The sequence below is a fragment of the Thermodesulfovibrionales bacterium genome (genome assembly GCA_035686305.1).
Lineage (GTDB): Bacteria > Nitrospirota > Thermodesulfovibrionia > Thermodesulfovibrionales > UBA9159 > DASRZP01.
The window spans coordinates 15809-38800 of sequence record DASRZP010000018.1 but is presented as its reverse complement, the minus strand read 5'-3'; the positions used below and the strand labels follow the sequence as shown (position 1 = coordinate 38800).

The following is a 22992-nucleotide window of genomic DNA, read 5'->3' as shown; positions in this document are numbered from 1 at the left end:
CCATGTCGAAATTCTTTATCAACAGACCCATAGTCGCCATGGTCATCTCAATTCTCATGGTCATCGGCGGCCTCGTCGCCGCTGCAAGGCTTCCCATCGCCCAGTTCCCCAATATCGTCCCTCCGGCGATCCAGGTAAACGCGACTTACACCGGAGCCGATGCCCTCACTGTTGAGCAGTCGGTGGCAACTCCCATTGAGCAGCAGATGTCCGGTGTCGACTACCTGGACTATATGTACTCCATCAACACCAACAATGGGCTCATGACCCTCTATAACTACTTCGATTTGAAGACTAACGTCAACACCGACCAGATCCTCTCCCAGATGCGGACGAACCAGGCGCAGTCACAGCTCCCGACGGATGTCATTAATTACGGGATAACGGTGCAGAAATCCACCTCGTCCCCCCTCATCATGTTCGCCCTTTACTCCCCGAACGGCACGTATGACAATATCTTTCTCGCCAACTATTCCTACATCAACATCAACGACCAGATGACACGGATACCGGGGATCGCCAGCGTCACGATCTTCGGCGCCGGGCAATACGCCATGCGGCTCTGGGTGAATCCTGATCAGCTCGCCAAGCTCAACATCACTATCCCGGAGATCATGAACGCCGTCAAGGCCCAGAATACCGTGAACCCCTCGGGCCAGGTCGGCTCACAGCCTGTACCGAAGGGGCAGGAGTTCACCTTATCCGTCCGGTCTCAGGGACGGCTCCAGACCGAGGCGCAGTTCGGTGATATCGTGCTCCGCGCCAACCCGGACGGCTCCTTTGTAAGGGTCAGGGATGTGGCCCGCGTCGAACTGGGCGCCCAGACCTATAACCTGGAGGGGCGTCTGAATGGAAAGCCCTGCGCCCTCATCGCCCTCTACCAGATGCCGGGGTCCAATGCCCTTGACGCAGCCAACGGCGCCAAGAGGCTGATGGAGGAGGTGAAGAAGAGGTTCCCGCCGGATCTGGAGTATGTCGTGGCGCTGGACACCACCCTGGCGGTTACCGAAGGGATGCAGGAGATCAAGCAGACCTTCTTCGAGGCCCTCTTCCTTGTTGTTCTCGTGGTCTTTATCTTCCTCCAGGGTTGGCGGGCCACCCTGATTCCACTTTTGGCAGTGCCGGTTTCTCTCGTGGGGACCTTCGCCCTCTTTCCCATGCTGGGCTTCTCGATCAACACCCTCTCCCTCTTCGGACTCGTCCTGGCCATCGGCCTCGTGGTGGACGACGCCATCGTGGTGGTCGAGGCTGTTGAGCACCATATCGAGAAAGGACTGTCACCCAAGGATGCTGCACTCAAGGCGATGGAGGAGGTCTCGGGCCCGGTCATCGCCATTGCCATCATCCTGGCGGCGGTCTTTATACCGACAGCCTTCATCCCCGGGATTACCGGCCAGCTCTATCAGCAGTTCGCGGTGACCATTGCCGTATCGGTCATCATCTCGGCCTTCAACGCCCTCTCACTATCCCCGGCCCTCTGTGCGCTCCTGCTGAAGCCCAAGAAGAAGGGGAGAGGTCCGCTCCAGAAGTTCTTTGACTGGTTCAACCGGGTCTTTGGTCGGGCTACCGACGGCTATGTCGGGCTTTGCGGCGCAGCTATTCGAAAGAGTATGATCAGTCTCATCTTCCTTGCAGGGGTCGCGGTAGCAGCCGGCTTCCTCGGCAAGACGCTTCCCTCCAGCTTCCTCCCCGACGAGGACCAGGGGTTCATCTTCGCCGGCATCCAGCTTCCAGACGCCTCTTCTCTGCAGAGGACGAGCGAAGTGGCCAGGCAGGCCGAGGAGATCATCACGAAGACGCCGGGCGTCAAGTACTGTTCCTCGATCATCGGCTACAGCATGCTGAGTCAGGTCCAGAATACCTACAGCGCCTTCTTCTTCATCTCCCTGGAGGAGTGGTCCAAGCGGAAGAAGCCTGAAGAGAAGTACGAGGCGATCAAGGCCTCGATCTCGAAGAAGATGGCCGGCATCCCGGGGGCCATCGGCTTTGCCTTCCCGCCCCCTGCCATTATGGGAGTAGGCACCTCGGGCGGAGTCACCTTCATCCTCGAGGACCGGGCCGGCAAGGACATCGAGTTTCTCGCGGCCAATACTCAAAAGTTTATGGAAGCCGCGAGAAAGCGCCCCGAACTCGCATCTGTCAGCTCAACATTCCGCCCCACGGTGCCGCAGCTTTTCGTGGACGTGGACCGTGACAAGGTCCTCAAGCAGGGGGTCAATATATCGGACGTGTATAAAGTCCTTCAATGCTTCATGGGGAGCGGCTTCATCAACTACTTCAACCGCTTCGGCCGCCAGTGGCAGGTGTTCCTCCAGGCTGAGGGCGACTACCGGACCAACATCAGCAACATCGGCCAATTCTACGTGCGCAATAGTGTGGGAGAAACTGTCCCGCTCTCGACGCTCACCTCGGTGCGAAATATTTCCGGCCCTGAATTCACCATGCGCTATAACCTCTACCGGTCCGCGCAGATCAACGCCAGTGCCGCTCCCGGGTACAGCTCTACACAGGCCATGAAGGCCCTCGAGGAAGTCTTCAGCCAGACCATGCCGCGGGAGATGGGTTACGACTACAGCGGTATGTCATTCCAGGAGAAGAAGGCCCAGCAAGGGGTGTCACCTGCAGCGATCTTCGGATTCTCCTTCCTCTGCGTCTTCCTGATTCTTGCGGCACAGTACGAAAGCTGGTCCCTTCCCTTTTCGGTCCTCCTCGGCACCCCCATCGCCGTTGCCGGGGCTTTCGCCGGCTTGATGTGGCGGTCTTTCGAAAATAACGTTTATGCCCAGATAGGCCTGGTCATGCTGATCGGATTGGCTGCCAAGAATGCCATTCTCATTGTTGAGTTCGCGAAGATGGAGTACGAAAAGGGTGAGTCGCTTATGGATGCGACCCTTAACGGCGCCAAACTCAGGCTGAGGCCGATCCTCATGACATCCTTTGCCTTCCTTTTGGGCTGCGTGCCTCTGGCTATCGCCAAGGGGGCGGGTGCAATCTCTCGTCAGGTCATGGGTACTGCGGTCATCGGCGGCATGGGCGCGGCGACGGCTATCGCTATATTCATCATACCGGTCACCTTCTATGTGGTCGAAAAACTTTCGCACCGCGGGGGAAAACATGAACCGGTAAAAAGCGAAGGTCCGAAGAAGGAGGGAGAAGGCCATGCGTAAGCTAATTCTGTCAGCATTCTTCTTGCTCAGCTTTTTCGGTTGCATGATGGGACCGAACTATCAGCGCCCTGAGATCGACACTCCTCAGACATGGCGTTTCGAAGAAAAAGAGGCAAAGGACGTTGCCAACACCGCCTGGTGGGAGCAGTTCAACGACTCCGTCCTCAACGAACTCATCCAGATCGCCCTTCAGGAGAACAAGGATGTGAAAATCGCTGCCGCGAGAGTGGAGCAGTTCGCCGGACAATACGGCACAACACGTGCCGCGCTCTTCCCCCAGGTGGGCGCAGGCGCAAGCTACGGAAGACAGCGAGTGAGCGAGCTGGCAGGGCCGAGTCCCATCGAAAACACCCCCGGGACCACTCCGACGTTCAATAGTTCCGAGTTATTTCTCAATGCGAGCTGGGAGATCGATCTGTGGGGGAAGCTGCGGCGTGCAACAGAGGCGGCACGGGCTCAACTTTTGAGCACCGAAGAGGCGCGCAGAACGGTCATCCTCACCCTTGTCACGTCCGTCGCGAATTCCTATATCAATTTGCGTGACCTTGACAAACAGCTTGAATTGACGAAACGGACTTCACAGAATTTCAAGGAGTCTTTCGATCTCTTCACGCTGCGGTTTCGGTACGGGACTGTCTCGGAGATAGAGGTAAGCCAGTCGAAATCCCAGTATGAACAGGCCCTCTCGAATATTCCGTTCTTCGAGAAGGCCATCGCCCAGCAGGAGAACGCCCTGAATGTCCTTCTCGGGCGGAACCCCGGCCCCATTCCCCGCGGGAAGACGATCGATGAACTTGCGCTTCCTGCCGTGCCTGCGGGTCTGCCCTCGGACATCCTTGTGAACCGTCCCGACATTCGCCAGGCCGAACAGGACCTTATCGCTGCCAATGCCAATATCGGCGTTGCAAAGGCGCTTTATTTCCCCACCATTTCCCTTACCGGTCTCTTCGGATGGGCGAGCAATGATCTCGACGATCTCTTTAAGGGGAAAGCGAAGACCTGGAGCTGGGCGGTGCCCGTCTCCATGCCGATCTTTACGGCGGGAGCCATTGCCGGCCAGGTCAAGTCTGCCGAGTCAGTGCAGCAACAGGCGCTGATCAGCTACCAAAAAGCCATCCAGACGGCCTTCGGAGAGGTAGAGGACGCGCTCGTTGCTCAGAAGCGGACGAGGGAGCAGATAGCGTCGCAAGATGAGGAGGTTGCGGCCCTTAGCGATTATGTGCGCCTTGCCAAAGTGCGTTACGACAATGGATACGCCAGCTACCTTGAAGTGCTCTATGCTCAAAGCAGACTTTACGATTCGGAACTGTCGCAAGCCCAGACACAGGGGTCCCTTTTCCAGGCATCCGTGAACGTCTATAAGGCGATGGGGGGCGGATGGGTAGTGAAGGCAGACGCTCTGACAGCGGAAGCGCCCCAACCTCCCTCTGCTGAGTGACAAAGGCGGACAGCTTGTGAGCCAGGAATAGCTTGTGGTGTTTGTTGCAAACAACTGTCGGGCAGGCATGGATCGAAGCCCTGAACATACGATGAGATTCCTGCAGTGAGGAAATCCTCTATGCCTGCAATTCCTTCATGAACACTGTCCTGATAGGATACGGAATGACTATTCCTTCCTGCTCGTACTTTTTGTGAAGCCGCATGATCAATTCATGCTGAATGCGGGACTGACTGTCATAATCTCTGACGCGCAGCTGCAGTGAAAACTCAATGCGTGAGTCAGAAAATCTGCTGTACTGTATCAAGGGTTCAGATTCCGGGACACCGCCGGGCACCTCGCGCATTACCTCTTTTGCAACTGCAACGGTTATTGCTTCCACTTTCTTCAAATCACTGTCATAACTGACACCAACTTGAACGATCATAAAACTTTCTTTGTGAGGAAGAGTATAGTTCGTGACGCTCGCAGAGGCGAGCTTGGAATTCGGGATGACGATAATATTATCCAAAGACGTTCTGATTTCCGTTTCCCTCCAAGTCATATCGCTGACATATCCTTCCTCGCCGGTGCTCACTTTGATATAATCGCCGACTCTGAGCTTGCCTGAGGCGATAATATGAAGACCTGAAAAAAGATTGGCAAGCGTGCTCTGAAGGCCCAGGGCTACTGCCAGCCCTCCCACGCCCATTGCGGTGAGTATCGGCGCGATAGATACCCCGATAGAATCGAGTATCGTCATGAAGCCAATCAGGTAAACCAATAGTCTTATGATGTTGATAAAAATAGTAAATCCGGCAACAGCTACCTTTGTTTTTTCTATGTATATGTTGATGAAAGCAGCCGCAGACCTTGACGCAATGATGGTTCCAGTCACTATCATCAGCACATGAAGGATTTTTTTCAAAAGATTGAAAAGAGTCGCGTTCATGGGGAAGAGATGTATCGATCCATAAACACCGAGAATAGAGCATGAGAGAATCATCATGTATCGAAACGCCATGAGAGCAACTTTGCTGGCCTTGTCTTCACTTCTTGCGACTTTTTTTCTGAGCTCCCCTACTACCAATATCTCGAGAACAATGCCGAGGACGATTCCACCGACTATGACGGCGAAGGGAATGATTATCTGAGATGTTACTGTCAGGGGATCACTTGTCATGGGAGTTCCTGAACCCACTATATCATAACGCCTCTCATTGTCAATCGCATCGAATGTAAGAGCCGATCAGGGGTGGAGAAAATGTCCTGCTGGTCTGTTCTCGGATTGGCCCCGCACGGGCCTCGTCACGGCGCTTTCCTTCTGTTATAATTTCTTCAGGAAGTCGTTGGAATACAAACTCATACTCTTACGTCTTCATCGTGAAGGCGTCGAGACCAAATTCCATGGAATATAACGGTTATTGGAGGTGTCCCTCATGAACCCCGAGCCCCATCTTAGCCTTATCGCCAAAACAATCCAGCTCTCGGTCGCGCCTGTCTTCCTGCTTACGGGAATCGGGACGGTGCTTGCCGTCCTTACCGGTCGATTAAACCGCATCGTTGACCGGGCGCGCATTCTTGAAGAACGTCTCACATCAGTGCCTAAGAATATAGAGGCCGAAATCCGTTCGGAACTATCTGTGCTCTCCCGCCGTGCCAAATTTGTCAACCATGCACTCACTCTGGGTACTGTAGGCGGACTCTTGATATGCTGGGTGATCGCTTCCATGTTTGCGGGGGTATTTCTCTCGATCGATCTCGCCGCCGACGTGGTCGCGTTTCTCTTTGTGGCCGCCATGTTGGCTTTCATAGGAGCGCTATTGGCATTTCTGGGAGAGATATTTATCGCTGTCAAGAACCTCCGGATCGGGATGAAGCAGACACCTTAGCAAAAGGGACGAACCCGGGACGAGAAGCTATGGACATCGACCGAATACTGTTGGCTGTTGCGGTGATGATCGCAGCGACCATTGTCGCAAGCAGCGTAGCGAAGAAACTGAGCCTGGGCCCCACCGTAGCGCTGCTCGTCGTCGGTATGGCGCTCGGTCCCTATTCTCCGAGGCCGCTTTTAACCGGTCACATCGATGAGCTGCGGACTGCGGGCGAGATCGGTGTGATTTTGCTGCTGTTCCTCGTGGGGCTCGACACACAACCGAAGCGGCTGTCATCAATGCGCCGTCTTTTCTTCGGTTTGGGCACGGCGCAGTATTTCCTCACGACCGCCGCCATCGCCTGGCTGCTGCTTGTACTCGCCCCTATCCACTGGCAAGCAGCGCTCATTATCGCCCTGGGTCTTGCGATGAGCTCGGACGCCGTCGCCGTCTCGAGCCTGGAGGAGCATGCCGAAAGTGCGAGCCCGGTCGGCCGGGCGGTCATGGCCGTGGAGATTTATCAGGACTTCTTAACCATACCGGTGCTGGCGGTGATCCCGCTCCTCGCCGCTCGCTCTCTGCCCAGCGGCCTGGCGCCAACGGCCCTCAAGACGCTGGAGGTATGCGCTGCGCTTACTGCCGTCTACCTCTTCGCCCGTTACGCTCTGCCGAAGGTCCTGGCCTTTGCAGCGCGGAAACAGGGCATAGAAGTGTTCAATGGGACCGTCGTCGCCGCCGTCTTCACGGCTGCCTGGATCATGGACACGGTCGGCCTGTCGAGCGCGTTGGGCGCCTTCATGGTGGGGATGATCCTTTCCGCCTCCGTGTTCGCCCCTCAGATAAAGGCTTCGGTCTCGCCGCTAAAAGGACTGCTGCTCGGAGTGTTCTTCATGGCCATAGGTATGTCGATCGATCTCAAGGAAGTCGTCGCGCTTGGCGGCCCACTACTGTATTACCTGCTGATGTTTCTCCTGACAAAGATCGCTATTGTCGTTGTCCTGTGCCTGGGTTTTCGCCTGGGGTTTCGCACATCCCTTCTGGCCGGCCTCCTGCTGGCGCCTTTTGACGAGATCGCCTACATCATTTTTTCGAGTGCCCATAGCAGCGGCCTGTTGACAGATCGGGTCTATGCGATGGGCCTCATAATGATCTCATTGTCGTTTGTTGTGTCGCCCGTACTGATTAATCTCGGGTACAAACTGGCCGAACGCTTTCCTGCAGAGCCAAAACCCGGCCAGCCTCTCAAGGCGCCGAGCGAGTCGACGCACGATCATGTCGTTGTGGTCGGGTACAGTTACGTCGGCCGGGTGATCTGCATGATGCTTGAGCGGGCGAGCATTCCCTATGTGGCTTTCGAGCTCAAGCACGATCGTCTCGCCGAGGCAAAGAAAGAGAGGCACAAGGTGTACTACGGAGATGTCACCGACCCGGCCACGATGGATGCCCTGGCGATCGCGCGCGCCCGCGCCGTGATCGTGACGACGAGAGATTATTCCGCGGTCAAGCTGATCACCGGCACTCTGCGCCAGTTCTATCCGAGCGTCAAGGTCATGACAGCCGTGACCTATCTGTTTCAGCGAGAGGAGTTGAGGAAAATGGGAGCGACGCAGGTGGTCGCCCTCACGCCCGAAGGCACGTTGAGCTTCGGGAAGTCGGTCCTGGGTGAGCTTGGCGTCGGACCGGATGATACCGAAACGATCATCAGCTCGCTGAGAGCCGATGATTATGGGAGAATGCGCGGCGTTGGCGGCATCATTCCCGAGGCCAGGGAGGCCGCGGGTGAGAAAGGATGAGGATCCAACACATGCGACAACAGATGTTTCAGGGGATCTTACCCATCAAGCCGTCTCAGATCCCGGCGGATGTCACGACTGCAGGCTTGCAGAAGAATGATTCTTCTGCCGGCCACATCAGTCGGCTCATAAAGCATGTCCTGAGGCGCGGCACAGTTCAGAGAAAGAAGAATTATGGCATTTGATCCGTTCAGGAGCGTTAGCGATGCTGTGAAAAAGGCTGGAAAGACGGTCGCGTCGAGTGTGACCGGTGCTGCCACAACCATGCTCCATGTCGGTTCCGGTGTTGCGCAATCGGGCGGCCATTTTGTGTCCGACGTGTTCCATTACGCCGTCAAGGATGCTGAAAAGGAGCTCGATGCCGCCGGGCAAGAAATTCAAAGTGTCATTAGTTCAGGTCAAGAGATAGCGCTCAAGTCCTTGGCAGCGAGAAAGATTCAGGGGTATGCAGGCATCATCAAGTCGCTGGTGAAGGCGTGGCCTCAAGTTCTCTCGATCCTTGGCAGTGACGTCGACGTGCTTCGCCATGAGGCCTCACAAAGGGGCATGAGCCCAAAGGTCGTCAAAGCGATGAGACGAATCGCTGCATCACCGGAACTTCGTGAGCCGCTGAGCGACGCGGCCGGCAAGTCGATAAGATCTTTCGCCGTCGAGTTTGGGGGCAATGTTGCTGCGGTGGAGAGTGTGAATGGGGCGCTCGGGTTTGTTGCTGAGTTGCAGAAAATCGCCAATGTAAGGCGTTATGGCTCGGTGGGGTTGTCGTTCGGAGCTTCTGTCGGAGCATCCGGCAATTTGGCGCTTGGATTGTATACCTCATCTCCGGAGGATTATCGCGGGCCGTTTATTGCCGTAACGTTGCAAGGCGTGATCGAGATAGGTGGCGGTGTTGCCGTCAGCTTCGACCTGCCTGATTTGAGATTTGGAGGCTTCGCAATCCCGGTCTCCGTTGGTGAAGAGTTCAATATTTCTGTTGGCGGGGGCTATACTTTTATGATTCCCTGAAGTCCAAATATCCAGAGACATATCCGAGTTCAGCCCCTCCGTGCTAAAGTTTCGCTATGCTGAAAAAGCACATTCCTATCGGCCCTGGGAGAATGAGATCAATGGATCATGCCGCTCGAGAACATTGTTCAGTCATAGGGATACTTGGCCAGCATGGCACCCCTATATCGGCAACGTCGCGCACCTCCCTCATCAGGGAACCCAATCGTTCGCAGGAAGAGAGACGGACCTCATCGGGACACTTTGAGGATTTATTCCAAATCGTGTAAAATCACTGGGGCATCTATGAAGCGATACACGACCATACATCCGCTCTTTATGTCCTTCTATTCAAGGTCCCTCTATCAGGACGTGGCGATGAACTGGAAGAAGACCTCTTTCCTCTACCTCTTCCTCCTCCTGGCCGTCTGTTCAATACCGGGGATGTTTAAGATTCAATCCCAGGTCTCAGATTATCTTAAACGGGAGGCCCCCGGGATCATCCGGCAGGTCCCTGTCATTGCGATTACCAAGGGCAAGGTCTCCATTGATGAGCCCATGCCATACGTCATAAAGGACCCTGAAACCAATGCCCCCCTCATCATCATTGATACGACCGGACAGGTCACTTCTTTGAGCGGTTCTGAGGCCATGGTGCTCATGACGTCCACAAAGCTGATCATCAGAAAGGGCCCTGCCGAGACAAGGACGCTGGACCTCTCGGAAATCGATAATCTTCGCATCGACCAGGCAAAGATCTATGACTGGGTAGATCTCTTTACCGAGAATTTTGCTTTCGTGCTCTACCCCTTTGCCCTTCTCTTCTCTTTTCTCTTCAGGATCCTCCAGGCCCTTATCTTTGGGGTGATGGGAATGGTCTTTGCGAAGAATCTGAGGGTGCCTCTGTCTTATCCTGCCGTGATCAGCCTCGCCATGGTATCAATGACGCCGGCGATCATCCTCGATACCTTTTACAATTATGTTGAGGTGAAGGTACCTCTGTGGTGGCTCATCAGCTTCGCCATTACGATGGGGTATCTCTTCTTTGCTGTTAAAGCAAATGCCGAGCATTAGTCCTCATTGTTTGAAAAGGTCTTATGGAGATAGCGACTGATGATCAAGACTGTTCCGTGGCCACTGATTAATGAAAGGGAATTTTGCCTGTGACGGAAAGACCGGTATTTCTGCGATGCAAGGCGTGTAATACGGTAAACCGTCTGCCTGCTGATAAATTGGCCGACCGTCCGCGTTGCGGCAAATGCAGGGCCTATCTCCAGTTCCCGAGGACGCCTGTAGAAGTGACTGCGTCAAATTTTGAAGAAGAGGTCCTTAGATGGCCCGGGATCGTGCTCCTAGAATTCTGGGCGGAGCAGTGCAGTATATGCAGGGCGATCATGCCCTTTATCCGGGAGCTGGCAGGCCGTAAGGCGGGGATCCTGAAGGTCGCATTGGTCAACGTCGAGAGAGAGGGGTTCCTTGCGAACCGCTTTGAGATCAGATCGACACCGGTTTTTATAGTTTATCAAAACGGAGTGAAGATCAACGAGCTTCACGGGGCCCTGCCGAGGCAGGAGATGGAGGCATGGATCCAGTCTGCCCTAGGGATTTGAGCACCATGAAATGCCGGGATCAGTGTTTGAAGGCCCGCTGGCCTGTGAAGACCATCGTGACCCTCGGGTCGGCCTGGTTGCAGGCCTCGATAGACTCGAAATCCCTGTCAGAACCTCCGGGCTGGACAATAGCGGTTATGCCTTCTTTGATCCCCACATCGACGCCGTCTCTGAAGGGGAAGAAGGCATCGGAAACCATGGTCGAACCTATGAGTCCCCCCTTGTTCTTCTTCGTCTCTTCGTCGATTTCACGGAGTGCTGCAATGTCTCGTTTGCCCTGAGATGCCTCAAGCTCAAAGGTTTTATAGGGAATGCCATGCCTTCTGAAACAGAGGGCATCAGCAAACTTGGTATATGCCTTAAAGACCGCTATCTCAGCGACGCCGACACGGTCCTGTTCGCCGGTGCCGATACCGACGGTAACACCGTCCTTGACATAGATCACGGAATTTGACGTAATTCCCTGCTCCACATTCCAACCGAAGAGCATATCGTCATACTCCTTTTCCGAAGGCTGCCGTTCGATCTGATATTCCTTTGCCTTTGATACGGCCTTGGCCGGCAGAAAATCGTCCTTGCTCCTTATCCTGTTAACGGAGGACTGCTGGACGATGAGTCCGCCATCGATCAATGACTTGAAGTCGACAAAACGGAGAGAGCGGTATCTTTCGAGATCACTGATCTTCCCGATACGGACTATCCTGAGATTTTTCCGCGCTGCCAGGATCTCAACGGTCCTTTCCTCGAAATCAGGGGCGCCGACAACCTCGAGGTAATTGTCCCTCACCATCTCGGCAGTCTCTCTATTGATGGGCCTGTTCACAACGAGGCAGCCCCCGAAGGCAGCGATCCTGTCGGCCATGTTGGCCCTGCCATAGGCCTCGGCAACGGTCCTGCCATAGGCGACTCCGCACGGGTTGTTATGCTTCATGATTGCGGCCGCGGGCCTGTCGGAAAGGAATTTCAGGATGTTCAGTGCGTTATCGAGGTCCGTCAGATTTGTCTTGCCGGGATGCTTCCCGGCCTGAAGCATATCAGCCTCGGTAATGCTGCTTACGAGGCCGTTACCCGGTGCGATGAATGCGCAATCACCGAGGACAAGATTGCCGTTCACAAGCTCATAGAGCGCTGCTTGCTGGTCAGGATTTTCCCCGTAGCGGAGGCCCTTCTCTACGAGCTCACCGGTCTTTTCGTCAGGGATCTTCCAGGCCCTCTTCCGGTAAAACAGTGTCTGTCCCCCAAAGGTAATCGTCATCTCATCAGGGAAATTGTCGTCCATAATGGTCCTATACATCTTTTTCAGTTCGGACATCTCATGCCTCCTTCAGGGGAATCTGCTCGTTCAACCCCGCATTCTCACTTACGCTGATCAAGAGAACCTATACCTCTTTAAACTCACTAAAAAGTTTTGGAAGCATCCGCAAAGGTGTGGCAGGTCTCCCTGGGAAATTCTTTGTCCATCATTATAATATAAATTGACCGGTTTGGGCCGGGGGAATTGCCGTCACCCTGGACCCAGGACCGCATCTCATGGTCACGCCCTTCTTGATGCACCGCTGTCCCTCGTTGACCAGACGATGCTCCGCGATTGTCTTTACAAATCGAGTCCCTTTCTATATCATTTATGCATGAAGACGGTGAGACTTGCCCTCGTCCAGATTAACTCTACGGTCGGGGATTTGGAGGGCAATACCGAAAAGATCATAGACGCCATCAGAACGGCAGGTGGGCATTCCCCTGACATCATTGCCTTCCCCGAACTCGCTGTCACAGGGTATCCTCCGGAAGACCTCCTGCTCAAACCGCAGTTCATAAAGGACAACCTCGAGGCCCTGCAGAAGATCAAGGAAGAAGTATGGGACACGACCGTGGTCATCGGCTTTGTAGACAGAAAGGACGATATTTACAACGCTGCCGCAATCATTCATAACAGGGCCATCACCGATATTTATCACAAGGTCTACCTTCCCAATTATGGGGTCTTCGATGAATTCCGCTATTTTCAGGCCGGCGCAAGATTCCCGGTATACCTCCTCGGCGACGTAAGATTCGGCGTAAATATCTGCGAGGACATCTGGTATCCTGAAGGTCCTGCGCGTTCCCAGTCACTTGCGGGGGCCGAGTTTATTATCAATATCAATGCCTCGCCCTACCATATGGGCAAGTCAGCCTTCAGAGAAAGGATGCTCTCCACGAGGGCTTCGGACAACTCCGTCATCATCGCCTATCTGAACGCCGTTGGCGGACAGGACGAACTGGTCTTTGACGGACAGAGCCTTGTCCTGGATGAACGCGGCGAAGTTGTCTGCGGGGGGAAGCAGTTTGAGGAAGACCTCATTGTTGTCGATCTGGACCTCGATTCCGTCTTCATGCAGAGACTCCATGACCCCAGGAGAAGGCATGAGATTGTGAGTTCCGAAGGACCGGCGGTCGAGAGGGTTGTCATATCGAGGGAGAAGCAACTGAAGAAGAGGACACCGTATACCAGGAGTACCATACCAAGCCTGGATCCGATCGAAGAGGTCTATAAGGCCCTCGTCCTCGGAACCTCGGACTATGTCAGCAAGAACAGGTTTCAAGCGGTCGTCATCGGGTTAAGCGGCGGCGTTGACTCGAGCGTCGTCGCAGCAATCGCGGTGGATGCGTTGGGAAAGGGGAATGTCGTGGGCCTCTTCATGCCCTCTCCCTTCACGTCTCGGGAGAGCAGAGAAGATGCATTCAGGCTCGCCGAGAACCTCGGGATAAGGATTTTCGAAATCCCGATCACCGATATCTATAACGGCTATCTGAAGACCCTCGAAGGAAGTTTCCAGGGCCTCAGGCAGGACACAACCGAAGAGAATCTCCAGGCAAGGATACGGGGCAACATCCTTATGGCCTTCTCAAATAAATTCAACTGGCTTGTTCTGACGACGGGGAACAAGTCGGAAATGAGCGTCGGCTACGCGACCCTTTACGGTGATATGGCGGGGGGATTCGCTGTCATTAAGGATGTCCCCAAGACCATGGTCTATGAGCTGAGCAGGTGGAGAAATGCACAAGAGGGAAGGGACCTCATACCGCAACGGGTCATGGAGAAAGAACCTTCTGCTGAGCTCAAGGCCGATCAGAGGGACACCGACACCCTTCCTCCTTACGGAATCCTCGATCCGATCCTGAGGGCCTACGTCGAGGATGACAGGAGCTTCGAGGAGATGCTGCCGCTGGAATGCGAAGTTGAATGTGTGGAGAAGGTGATCAAGATGATCGACAGAAGCGAGTATAAAAGGAGGCAATCCCCTCCGGGCATCAAGATAACGCAGCGGGCCTTCGGCCGTGACAGGCGGTTCCCCATCACGAACAGGTACAGGAGTTACTGATATGACCTTTTTCATGAGGATCGTGGTTATTGGTGTAATGCTGTTGCTTTCCTTCAGCGCGATTGCTGCCGAGAAGACGGACTTCCAGGTGAAGAAGCAGCCCGAGATACAGCAGGTGAAGCCCCAAAAGCCCGTGAAGATCAAACTTCACAGGACCGCAAAGGGCGAGTATACGTGGGACCTCACCGGCGACAGTGTCGATGAGATCGTCAGGGCAGACAAGAAACTGCGGAAGCTGCTCGCGGTAGAGACCGAATAAACGGAAGGAAAAGTTCATCGAGACAGGAGGATGATGCATGGAACGGTTTTCGATTCGTGAAGTCATTGATCAGGCGGTGCAGACAGAAAAGTTGGGGTATCAGTTTTATACGGTAACAGCGGAAAAATTCAAGGACAGCAAAGGTCTCAGGGATCTTTTTACACAGCTTGCCCAAAAAGAGCTTCTCCATGAAAAGAGATTCAGGGAACTCTTTGACATCACGGAGGATGATAAGCCGGAGAACTGGGAAGATGCAGAGCAGTACCTCAGGGCTATCGTTGAGTCGGAGTTTTTCCTCGGGAAGAACAAATCCCTTCCTTCCCTGGAAGGGGTAAAGACCGTGGAAGATGCCGTCAATTTCGCCATCGGTTTCGAGAAGGAGACCCTCCTCTACTTCTACGGTATTCGGGAGGCCGTGAAGGAGCACGAGATTGTTGAGGAGATAATCAATGAAGAAAGAAGCCATATCATGTGGCTGAACAAGTTCAAGAGCAGTTTCACGAAGTAGGCGATTCTCCCCTTGTTTGATAAGCTGAGATGGCAGGCTCCCTTTACATCGTTTCAACACCCATAGGGAATCTTGAGGACATAACCCTCAGGGCCTTGCGGGTGCTGAAGGAGGTTGATGTCATCGCTGCCGAAGACACGCGACATTCCTTAAAGCTTCTGAATCACTATGGCATCACAAAACCCCTCATAAGCTACTGGGGCGAGAAAGAGAAAGTCAGGGCCGAAGAGGTACTCGGCAAGCTCCATGCAGGACTCTCTGTTGCATTGGTCTCCGATGCTGGAACGCCGGGAATATCAGACCCGGGTAGTGTCCTTATCGGAAAGGCGGTGGAGGAAGGCATTGACGTCGTATCAATTCCCGGTCCTTCGGCCCTCATCGCCGCGATCTCGGTAGCAGGGATTCCGCTCAAGGAATTCACCTTCCTGGGGTTCCTGCCTCCCAGGAGAAGCCAGAGGCAGAAGGCACTCGCCGAACTGAGCAAGGAGAGGAGAGTCCTCGTTTTCTATGAGGCGCCGCACAGGATCTTCGAGACCCTCGAGGACATGACCGAGATATTCGGCGAAAGAAAAGCGGCAGTCGTAAAAGAGATAACAAAGATGCATGAGGAGGTGCTGAGAGGGAGCATTGCCGAGATCCTCGATCTCCTTGCCGGCAGTACCGTCGCAGGCGAGTACGTCATTCTCGTTGAAGGGAAGAGAGGTGAGGCCCTGTCTTTTGATGAGGCATTGGATGAGGTGAAGATGCTTATGAAGAAGGGCGTGGGAAGAAAAGAGGCGGTGAAGACGGTCGCACAGCAATACGGATTGAGCAAGAACGAACTCTATGGCAGGAGTCTTGGAGGATGATGCTGGAAAGATTTTCACGGTCGGAGAATGCCGCAAAAAAAATTGGTGCCGAAGGCGGGACTCGAACCCGCACGGCCTTTCGACCACTAGACCCTGAACCTAGCGCGTCTGCCAGTTCCGCCACTTCGGCAAGAGAAACAGAGGTTCAATCGTGAATCCTGCCATGATCCTTATCGATCAATTCTGCAGGCGAGGCCCGTCAGTTATCAAAATGTGAGATGATGGTCTTTGCGTCGACCGCACCGGGGAGGACTTTACCGTCAGGGAAGATCAGTGCGGGCGTACCCCTGATGCCCAATTTCTCTGCAAGTTTGATATTTTCATCGAGGACTTTTGTTTCGCACTTTGCCTTCGGCAACTCTTTCTTCTCGAATGCGTCCTCAAGAAGGGCAATCGACTTTTCGCATACGATCGCCTTTGCCTTCTCGTATGCCCCTGGGTGCATGCTCAGGGGATACATCTTGATAAGAAATGCTATGTCCTTTCTTTCTTCAACAACCTTCTTCATCTCCTGATGAAGTCTTGCGCAGAATGGTCACTCAGGGTCGTCAAAGACGATGACTTTATGTTTTGCATCCTTGTCGCCCATCACGAGGGCATCATCCACAGGGATTTTCGATACGTCATCCTTGGTCAGGACTATCCTGTTAAGTTCCTCTGACCTTTCCTGGGTAAGGTTTCTTTTCTCCTTGAGAGCGATAATCTGGCCTGATATAAGGTACTTTTTTGAAAAATCAAGATATACGACACCTTTCCCTCTCGGACCTTCAAGTGACACTTCCCAAAGGCTCTGAACAGGAAGGGTCCTTACTTCAAGGACCTTCAGGTTTGGGTCCAACTCCTTCAACAATGATAATGCCTCGTCTTTGCTCAGGGTGTGGCACTTTGAACAGTCCTGGCCTTTCTCGCTGAAGCCATAGGAATTGGAGAATGGCAAGAGCAAGAAGGTGACCATGACCGCAAGAAAGAATTTTTGCATATTCACCTCCGGAAATTTGTAGATTCTACCATAAAAGAAGATGCATCCACAAGGGAATAATGAACAGATGTTCCTCTCCCGAGGAGAGGGACGCTCCGTAAGGCTCTTACCCTGGCAGGAGGATTTTACTTCTTCTTTTCGACGATGTCCCTTACCCAGGAGAATGCTGCAGCAGCAGTCGGAAACCCGATCGTGCTTATGAGGAGGGCGATGGTCTGGTAAATCTCTTCCTTCGTTGCCCCTTCTTTCAAGGCCCTCCGTGCGTGGGAATGGACACCACCTTCGGACCTCTGTGCAACGCTGGCAGCGAGCTGGATGAGGTTGGCTGTCTTGGCATCGATGGGTCCTGACTCTTTGGCCAGTCTGCCGGCCTCCTCATGGGCCTTCATGAGGGCTGAGAACCTTTTCTGGATCATCAGGTAATTCCTGGGATACTTTGCCATAGGACACCTCCTTCAGTAAGAAAAGTGCGCTAACCTGTCAATAGTGCTTCTTTAATTCAAAGAGGACCTGTTTCGCGACGCTCTTCAGCGTCTCGAAGACCCCGACACCTGTTACTGCAACTCCTTCGAAGGACGGCACTCGGGTCGGGTTCAGAAGGGAATCCATCTCCTTGGCCGGCGCCACATAGGGCAGGTCCCGCTTGTTGTACTGGATCGTGTAAGGCAGTTTTTCGAGTTCATAGCCCTGTTCGGCAAGATTTATCTTAAGGTCTTCGAGGCTTTCGATATTCGCCTCCATCCTCTCGATCTGGGAGTCGGCGACAAAGACGACACCGTCCACACCCTTGAGGATGAGCTTTCTGCTCGCAGCATAGAAGACCTGACCTGGCACGGTGTAGAGATGGAACCTTACCCTGAATCCCTTGATATCTCCCAGGGCAAGGGGAAGAAAATCAAAAAAGAGGGTCCGCTCCGTCTCTGTGGCGAGTGATATGAGTTTGCCCTTTTGATCGGGCTTTGTCCGTTTATAGACGAACTGGAGGTTTGTGGTCTTTCCGCAGAGTCCGGGACCATAGTAGACAATCTTGCAGTTTATCTCACGAGAGGAATAATTTATAAAAGACACGTGGCCGTATCCTACCTGAAAAGATTATCGATGTCCTCATCGCTGATTTCGGCGAAGGGGGACTCGTCCAGTCTCCCCTCGCTTCTGTCCTTGTCGGCCTTTTGGGTTATTTCGTCAAAGATCTTTGCGAGCGTTTCCGTGGATTTCCTGACCCTCAGCCTCACGAGACCGAGAGAGGATCTCTGGTCAAAGATTACGACGAGGATGACCCTATGGCCGACGAGGGAGATATGGATATTGTCTTTATCCCCTTCGTGAAAAAGGACGCTGAATTCCTTCTCCCCCAGGAGACGAGCCATGCCGCCTGTTGCGGCAATATTTCCCGCTGTCAGAGACGCGAGGGCTGTCGTGTCTATATCGTGCGTATCACCCGCGGAGGCGATGAGCTGACCGTTCTTGTCGATAAGGAAAAGGACCTTCGCATTGGCCTGATGATATAGTCTCTTGAGTTCGTCATCGATGCGTCTGAACTCATCTTCATACATGATGAGATTGGATTCCATGACACATCAAAAATAGCACATTATGAGTTTAATATCAAGCCTGTGTCGCTCTCGATGACCGAAGATCTTCCTTGGCGAATTAACCTTTCGTTGCATAAAACTCTTGCGTTTTTGGGAAGGCGTGCTTCAATCCATGACTGGACAGTTGTTTGTAACGGCAAGAGTTAACGGTGAATCATGGTACTTTTCGGGTCTCGTCTCTCCCCTGTCGTCTCCCTGGAAGAACGTAATCAGCCAAGACAGCCCGGAGGTGTCACGTTTTGCCATGGCATTTTCGGGGAAATGCTTGGTATAATGCAGGAGATTTCCGTGTCCATGCAGTTACGGTACCGCACTGAAGCATGAGAATAACGAGAGAGAAAGCTTTAGGATTATTGAAGCATTCCGACCTTCTTGAACTCGGGGAGCTTGCTGATGCCATGAGAAGAAGCCTCCATCCCGAGGGTATTGTGACCTTTGTTGTTGACAGGAACATCAACTACACCAATGTCTGTATCAACAGATGCACCTTCTGCGCATTCTACCGCGACGTTGACAGCCCGGATGCCTACGTTCTGCCCATGGAGGAACTCTTCAAAAAGATAGAGGAAACGGTTGCTCTCGGTGGAACGCAGATCCTCCTCCAGGGAGGACTTCATCCTGACCTCGGACTCGATTATTATGTCGATCTGCTGAGGGTCATCAAAGAACGGTATGAAGTGAATATCCATGGTTTTTCACCGCCCGAGGTATCCTATCTTGCTGACAGGCATAACCTCACAATCAGAGAAACGCTCGTCATCCTGAAGAAGGCAGGCCTCGATTCGATCCCGGGCGGAGGCGCAGAGATCCTGTCGGACAGGGTGAGGGAGATCCTGAGTCCCCGGAAGATAAAATCGCCGGTCTGGCTGAAGGTCATGGGGGAGGCCCACCGTCTCGGCATGCGGACGACGGCGACTATGATGTTCGGGAGTGTCGAGACTCCTGAAGATATTCTTGAGCACCTTGACAGCATACGCGACCTTCAGGACAGGACAGGCGGTTTCACCGCCTTTATCCCCTGGTCTTTTCAGCCGGGGAATACGGAGTTGAACCGGCAAAGAAAAGTCCATTCTGCAACGGCCGTCGACTATCTGAGGGTCCTTGCGCTCTCGAGACTCTACCTTGACAACGTGGAGAACATTCAGGCGTCGTGGGTCACCCAGGGATTGAAGCTTGCACAGGTTGCCCTGAGATTCGGCGCGAATGACTTCGGATCGACCATGATCGAAGAAAATGTTGTTGCTTCAACGGGGGTGGGCTTCAGGGTTTCGAAGAAGGACATCATCGGCGCCATTCAATCGGCGGGGTTCAGACCTGCTCAAAGGGACACCTGCTACAACATCATGAGACGATTCTAGATTCATGGTCGATCTCTTTCTTGCGGAGAGGAGGATTTTCCATGGCAGATACCATATATGATGTCGTGATTGTCGGAGGTGGCCCGGCCGGACTCACTGCTGCCCAGTACGCAGCACGGGCGAACCTCAGGACCATCATCCTGGATAAGTCGGCATCAGCCGGCGCCATCGCCTATTCAAGCAGGATCGAGAACTACCCGGGGCTCATGGAACCTCTCAGCGGCAAGGAGCTCCTCGATATCTTCAGGAAACAGGCCATCGGGTTCGGCGCCGAGTATGTCGAAAAACAGGTGGTGGGAGTCAAACTCGACGGCGAGACAAAAGAGGTCTACACCATGGACGGCATGTATCAGGGCAGGACGGTTATTATCGCCACGGGATCGATGGGGCGAAAGCCTGCGATAAAGGGTGAGGCCGAGTTTCTTGGCAGGGGTGTGAGCTACTGCGCCATATGTGATGCTGCTTTTTACCGGGGAAAGACTGTCTGTGTCATTGGCGATTCAGAGGAGGCGGTGAAGGAGACAGGACTTCTCACAGGGTTTGCCGATCTTGTGTACCTCATCGCTCCTTCGAAGAAACTGAAAGTGGCAGAAGATCATCCTGTTCTGAAGGCAGAAAAGGTCAGGGTCCTGACAGGGCATAGTGTAACAGCCATAGAGGGGAATGAAGTTGTTGAAAAGTTACGGATGTTCGACAGCGACCGGAATGAGAAGGTCCTCGAGCTGTCAGGGGTCTTTATCTATCTCCATGGGAGCAAGCCTATTATTGATTTTCTCGGCAACACCGTGGAGCTCAGCGAAATCGAATGCGTCGTTACCAACAGAATGATGGAGACGTCTATCCCCGGGGTCTTCGGAGCCGGCGATGTCACCTGCACGGAAGTTAGACAGGTCGTCCTGGCTGCGGCGAACGGCTGTGTCGCCGCCCTCTCAGCCGAGCAGCATATACACCATAAAAGGAGGCATAGATACGACTGGGGATGACGGATCAGAGCGCTCCTTGCCGGGCAAAGGAGGTTTTCTGTTTACGAAACTGAGAGTGAAGAATCCCATCGTCGAGATGGACGGCGACGAGATGACGAGAATCATCTGGCATTCAATAAAGGCGAAGCTTATCACGCCCTTCCTCGACGTTGATCTCCGTTATTATGACCTGGGTATCAAACACCGTGACGATACCGATGACAAGGTTACGGTGGAGGCGGCCGAGGCGACGAAGGAGATAGGCATAGGAGTGAAGTGTGCGACGATTACGCCGAACGAAGCCAGGGTCAGGGAATATGGTCTGAAAGAGCAATGGAAGAGCCCCAATGCCACGATACGTTCGATCATGGACGGCACGGTATTCAGGAAGCCGATCATCATAAAGAATATTCCTCCCGCGGTGAGCAGGTGGAAGAAACCGATAATCATCGGGCGTCACGCCTATGGTGATATTTACAAGAGTGCCGAGTTCGTCGTCGACGTGCCTGGCACCGCTGAACTCGTTTTTACTCCTGAAAAGGGGGATGGGAAGAAATCCGTAAAGGTCTGCGCTTTCAAGGGCCGCGGCGTCGTCATGGGCATGCACAACACGGAGTCTTCCATCAGGAGCTTTGCGAAGGCTTGCATCAATTATGCCCTCAGCGAGAAGATCGATCTCTGGTTCGGGACAAAGGACACGATCTCGAAACAGTACCACGGGTTTTTCCGCGATGTCTTCGGAGAAGAGGTCGAGAAGGTCAGGCTGGAGTTCGAGAAGAAGGGTATCCGGTACCGTTATTTCCTAATCGACGACGCCGTCGCGCAGATCATAAAATCTGAGGGCGGGATGATGTGGGCGTGTATGAATTATGACGGCGACGTGATGTCCGATATGGTAGCGACGGGCTTTGGGAGCCTCGGACTCATGACTTCGGTACTCGTCTCTCCCGACGGAAAGTATGAGTTTGAGGCGGCCCATGGCACCGTGCAGAGACATTACTATGAGCACCTGAAGGGGAATCCTACCTCGACGAACTCCATCGCGACGATCTTTGCGTGGACCGGCGCGCTTGTGAAGAGGGGTGAACTCGACAATACCCCCGAGGTTGTCCGTTTTGCCGGTACCATCGAGAAGGCCGTTATCGAGACCGTCGAGAGCGGGATCATGACAAAGGATCTCATGCTCATTGCCGAACCGAAAGTGGACAAATACGCGCTCACTGAAGAGTTTATTGACGCTGTTGCCGATAGGTTGACGAAGACCCTTCGGGCAGCCTAACCAAATCGTTTTCCCATGGTCTCGACATTTGTGGACTGAACAGGTGGGTGACGAGGCGGAGTCTTTGTTCTTTGTTCCCTTGTGACTCTGTGATTTATTTGTTGGTCTTTTTTTTTGCCTTTTTTGCTGATCCGCTCTTCTTTCCTTCCTTGCCCCCTCTGATCCACCAGTCGCCCTTGTCGGAAAACCACCAGAGGGAAGAGTCTGTCTCGAGGATCGTCTCTGCGAGCTCCTTTGCCGTGTCCGTTTTAAGACGCCTGACGGCGAAAGAGAGCCATTCGTCGGCATAGGTATTGCCGAGGTCTTTGTATTCCTTCAGAGCAAGGATGATTTCGAGTTGGTCTGCATCGTAAGCAAGGCGGGCCTCGAGGCTTTCCCCTTCCATAAACTCCGTGATCAGTTCTCTGATCTCGTCGCCAAAGGGCAATGTGTCTGCAAGGTCATGAACGGCCCTTTCCTCATCAGCAGTCACATATTTCTTGTTCACATAATTCAGGTCGCCCGTCCTCGCTTCAGAGAGATCATGGAAGAGGCAGATCTTGATGAGTCTGTCTGTGTCAACGTCCTTTGCAAGATGGCCGAGGGTGTAACCGATATAGACCGTCCTGAAGATATGCTCCGCGACCGATTCAGCACCGGAACCGAGGAACTGGAAGCCGGTCCTTGGCGTGCGCTTAAGCATCCCAGCCTCGAATAAGAAATTCGCAATCCTTTTCATCCTATCCCTCCAGGAAACATTTACCTTAATGTTGCAAACAACGGTCAAGCAGGAATAGATCGAAGCCCTGTGCGTGCCCGCCTTCCCGGAGAAGGTAGTGTTATGCAACGTGAAGGTTAGTCTATGAGACTATTGTACAACAAAGACAGGCGCTCTATCAGATGGGTTAAATGGCCACGGTATTCTCTCTGTTGCCTTTCAGCAGGTTCTTCGATACAATTCAAGTGAGTGAGATCCGCTGACTCTTTCTGAAAGGCACAAAGGGTCTGATCAGCACTGAATAACGTC

The 22992-nt window shown here is 53.5% G+C and carries 22 protein-coding genes, 1 tRNA gene and 1 pseudogene; 14 read left to right on the top strand and 10 right to left on the bottom strand.

The window, feature by feature from the left end; translation table 11 throughout:
* Positions 1–2 precede the first annotated feature (2 nt).
* Both VFG09_01965 and VFG09_01960 read left to right on the top strand, forming a co-directional pair.
* Positions 3–3167: a multidrug efflux RND transporter permease subunit gene (locus VFG09_01965; protein HET6513897.1), complete on the top strand. Its 3165-nt coding sequence runs from the start codon at positions 3–5 to the stop codon at positions 3165–3167.
* Positions 3160–4605: an efflux transporter outer membrane subunit gene (locus VFG09_01960; GenBank protein HET6513896.1), complete on the top strand. Its 1446-nt coding sequence runs from the start codon at positions 3160–3162 to the stop codon at positions 4603–4605. Before VFG09_01965 ends, VFG09_01960 begins: the two co-directional genes overlap by 8 nt.
* 118 nt (positions 4606–4723) lie before the next feature.
* Here the strand turns inward: VFG09_01960 and VFG09_01955 are convergent, their stop codons facing one another.
* Positions 4724–5785, bottom strand: coding sequence for a mechanosensitive ion channel family protein (locus VFG09_01955; protein ID HET6513895.1), 1062 nt, complete (start codon positions 5783–5785; stop codon positions 4724–4726).
* A 238-nt stretch (positions 5786–6023) separates the two neighbouring features.
* Here VFG09_01955 and VFG09_01950 point away from each other — a divergent pair, with 238 nt between their 5' ends.
* From VFG09_01950 to VFG09_01930, 5 genes are all read left to right on the top strand, one after another.
* Complete coding sequence (locus VFG09_01950; GenBank protein ID HET6513894.1) at positions 6024–6476, top strand: DUF2721 domain-containing protein; 453 nt, start codon at positions 6024–6026, stop codon at positions 6474–6476.
* A gap of 29 nt (positions 6477–6505) precedes the next feature.
* Positions 6506–8251 (top strand): cation:proton antiporter, encoded by a 1746-nt coding sequence (locus VFG09_01945; protein ID HET6513893.1) that lies wholly within the window; start codon positions 6506–6508, stop codon positions 8249–8251.
* Positions 8252–8425: 174 nt separating this feature from the next.
* Positions 8426–9253 carry a hypothetical protein gene (locus tag VFG09_01940; GenBank protein ID HET6513892.1) on the top strand — a complete coding sequence of 276 codons (828 nt, stop codon included), beginning with the start codon at positions 8426–8428 and terminating at the stop codon, positions 9251–9253.
* A 285-nt stretch (positions 9254–9538) separates the two neighbouring features.
* Positions 9539–10306, top strand: coding sequence for a DUF1189 domain-containing protein (locus VFG09_01935; protein ID HET6513891.1), 768 nt, complete (start codon positions 9539–9541; stop codon positions 10304–10306).
* A gap of 89 nt (positions 10307–10395) precedes the next feature.
* Positions 10396–10842: a thioredoxin domain-containing protein gene (locus VFG09_01930; GenBank protein HET6513890.1), complete on the top strand. Its 447-nt coding sequence runs from the start codon at positions 10396–10398 to the stop codon at positions 10840–10842.
* 19 nt (positions 10843–10861) lie between these two features.
* On the opposite strand, the gene VFG09_01925 is transcribed toward VFG09_01930, so the two are convergent.
* On the bottom strand, positions 10862–12154 hold the full coding sequence (locus VFG09_01925) for a hypothetical protein (protein HET6513889.1): 1293 nt from the start codon (positions 12152–12154) through the stop codon (positions 10862–10864).
* Between the two features lie 316 nt (positions 12155–12470).
* Here VFG09_01925 and VFG09_01920 point away from each other — a divergent pair, with 316 nt between their 5' ends.
* The 4 genes from VFG09_01920 to rsmI are packed head-to-tail and all read left to right on the top strand — an operon-like array spanning position 12471 to position 15816.
* Entirely contained in the window at positions 12471–14201 is a 1731-nt protein-coding gene (locus VFG09_01920; protein HET6513888.1) for an NAD+ synthase, read from the top strand.
* A 1-nt stretch (position 14202) separates the two neighbouring features.
* Complete coding sequence (locus VFG09_01915; protein HET6513887.1) at positions 14203–14460, top strand: hypothetical protein; 258 nt, start codon at positions 14203–14205, stop codon at positions 14458–14460.
* A 37-nt stretch (positions 14461–14497) separates the two neighbouring features.
* Complete coding sequence (locus VFG09_01910) at positions 14498–14968, top strand: ferritin family protein (protein HET6513886.1); 471 nt, start codon at positions 14498–14500, stop codon at positions 14966–14968.
* 29 nt (positions 14969–14997) lie between these two features.
* Entirely contained in the window at positions 14998–15816 is an 819-nt protein-coding gene (gene rsmI / locus VFG09_01905; GenBank protein ID HET6513885.1) for a 16S rRNA (cytidine(1402)-2'-O)-methyltransferase, read from the top strand.
* A gap of 43 nt (positions 15817–15859) precedes the next feature.
* On the opposite strand, the gene VFG09_01900 is transcribed toward rsmI, so the two are convergent.
* From VFG09_01900 to VFG09_01870, 7 genes and pseudogenes are all read right to left on the bottom strand, one after another.
* Positions 15860–15946 (bottom strand) — tRNA-Leu (locus VFG09_01900).
* Positions 15947–16015: 69 nt separating this feature from the next.
* Positions 16016–16339, bottom strand: a pseudogene (locus tag VFG09_01895) (thioredoxin fold domain-containing protein).
* Between the two features lie 12 nt (positions 16340–16351).
* Positions 16352–16795 carry a disulfide isomerase DsbC N-terminal domain-containing protein gene (locus VFG09_01890; GenBank protein HET6513884.1) on the bottom strand — a complete coding sequence of 148 codons (444 nt, stop codon included), beginning with the start codon at positions 16793–16795 and terminating at the stop codon, positions 16352–16354.
* Positions 16796–16920: 125 nt separating this feature from the next.
* Positions 16921–17238 (bottom strand): carboxymuconolactone decarboxylase family protein, encoded by a 318-nt coding sequence (locus VFG09_01885; GenBank protein HET6513883.1) that lies wholly within the window; start codon positions 17236–17238, stop codon positions 16921–16923.
* Between the two features lie 37 nt (positions 17239–17275).
* Positions 17276–17863, bottom strand: coding sequence for a GTPase domain-containing protein (locus VFG09_01880; protein HET6513882.1), 588 nt, complete (start codon positions 17861–17863; stop codon positions 17276–17278).
* A gap of 11 nt (positions 17864–17874) precedes the next feature.
* Positions 17875–18366 carry a roadblock/LC7 domain-containing protein gene (locus VFG09_01875; protein HET6513881.1) on the bottom strand — a complete coding sequence of 164 codons (492 nt, stop codon included), beginning with the start codon at positions 18364–18366 and terminating at the stop codon, positions 17875–17877.
* Between the two features lie 126 nt (positions 18367–18492).
* The gene (locus VFG09_01870; GenBank protein ID HET6513880.1) at positions 18493–18633 is read right to left on the bottom strand and encodes a hypothetical protein; all 141 of its coding nucleotides are present in this window, start codon (positions 18631–18633) and stop codon (positions 18493–18495) included.
* A gap of 74 nt (positions 18634–18707) precedes the next feature.
* Between VFG09_01870 and mqnC the strand changes: the two genes are divergently transcribed.
* From mqnC to VFG09_01855, 3 genes are read left to right on the top strand one after another with little or no spacing between them, the layout of a single operon-like run.
* A complete protein-coding gene (gene mqnC / locus VFG09_01865) occupies positions 18708–19745 on the top strand; it encodes a cyclic dehypoxanthinyl futalosine synthase (GenBank protein HET6513879.1) in 1038 nt (345 codons plus the stop codon).
* A gap of 41 nt (positions 19746–19786) precedes the next feature.
* Positions 19787–20728, top strand: a complete 942-nt coding sequence (locus VFG09_01860; protein HET6513878.1) for an FAD-dependent oxidoreductase — start codon at positions 19787–19789, stop codon at positions 20726–20728.
* Positions 20729–20744: 16 nt separating this feature from the next.
* Entirely contained in the window at positions 20745–21986 is a 1242-nt protein-coding gene (locus VFG09_01855) for an NADP-dependent isocitrate dehydrogenase (protein ID HET6513877.1), read from the top strand.
* 94 nt (positions 21987–22080) lie between these two features.
* On the opposite strand, the gene VFG09_01850 is transcribed toward VFG09_01855, so the two are convergent.
* Positions 22081–22704 (bottom strand): HD domain-containing protein, encoded by a 624-nt coding sequence (locus VFG09_01850; GenBank protein HET6513876.1) that lies wholly within the window; start codon positions 22702–22704, stop codon positions 22081–22083.
* Positions 22705–22992: the final 288 nt, after the last annotated feature.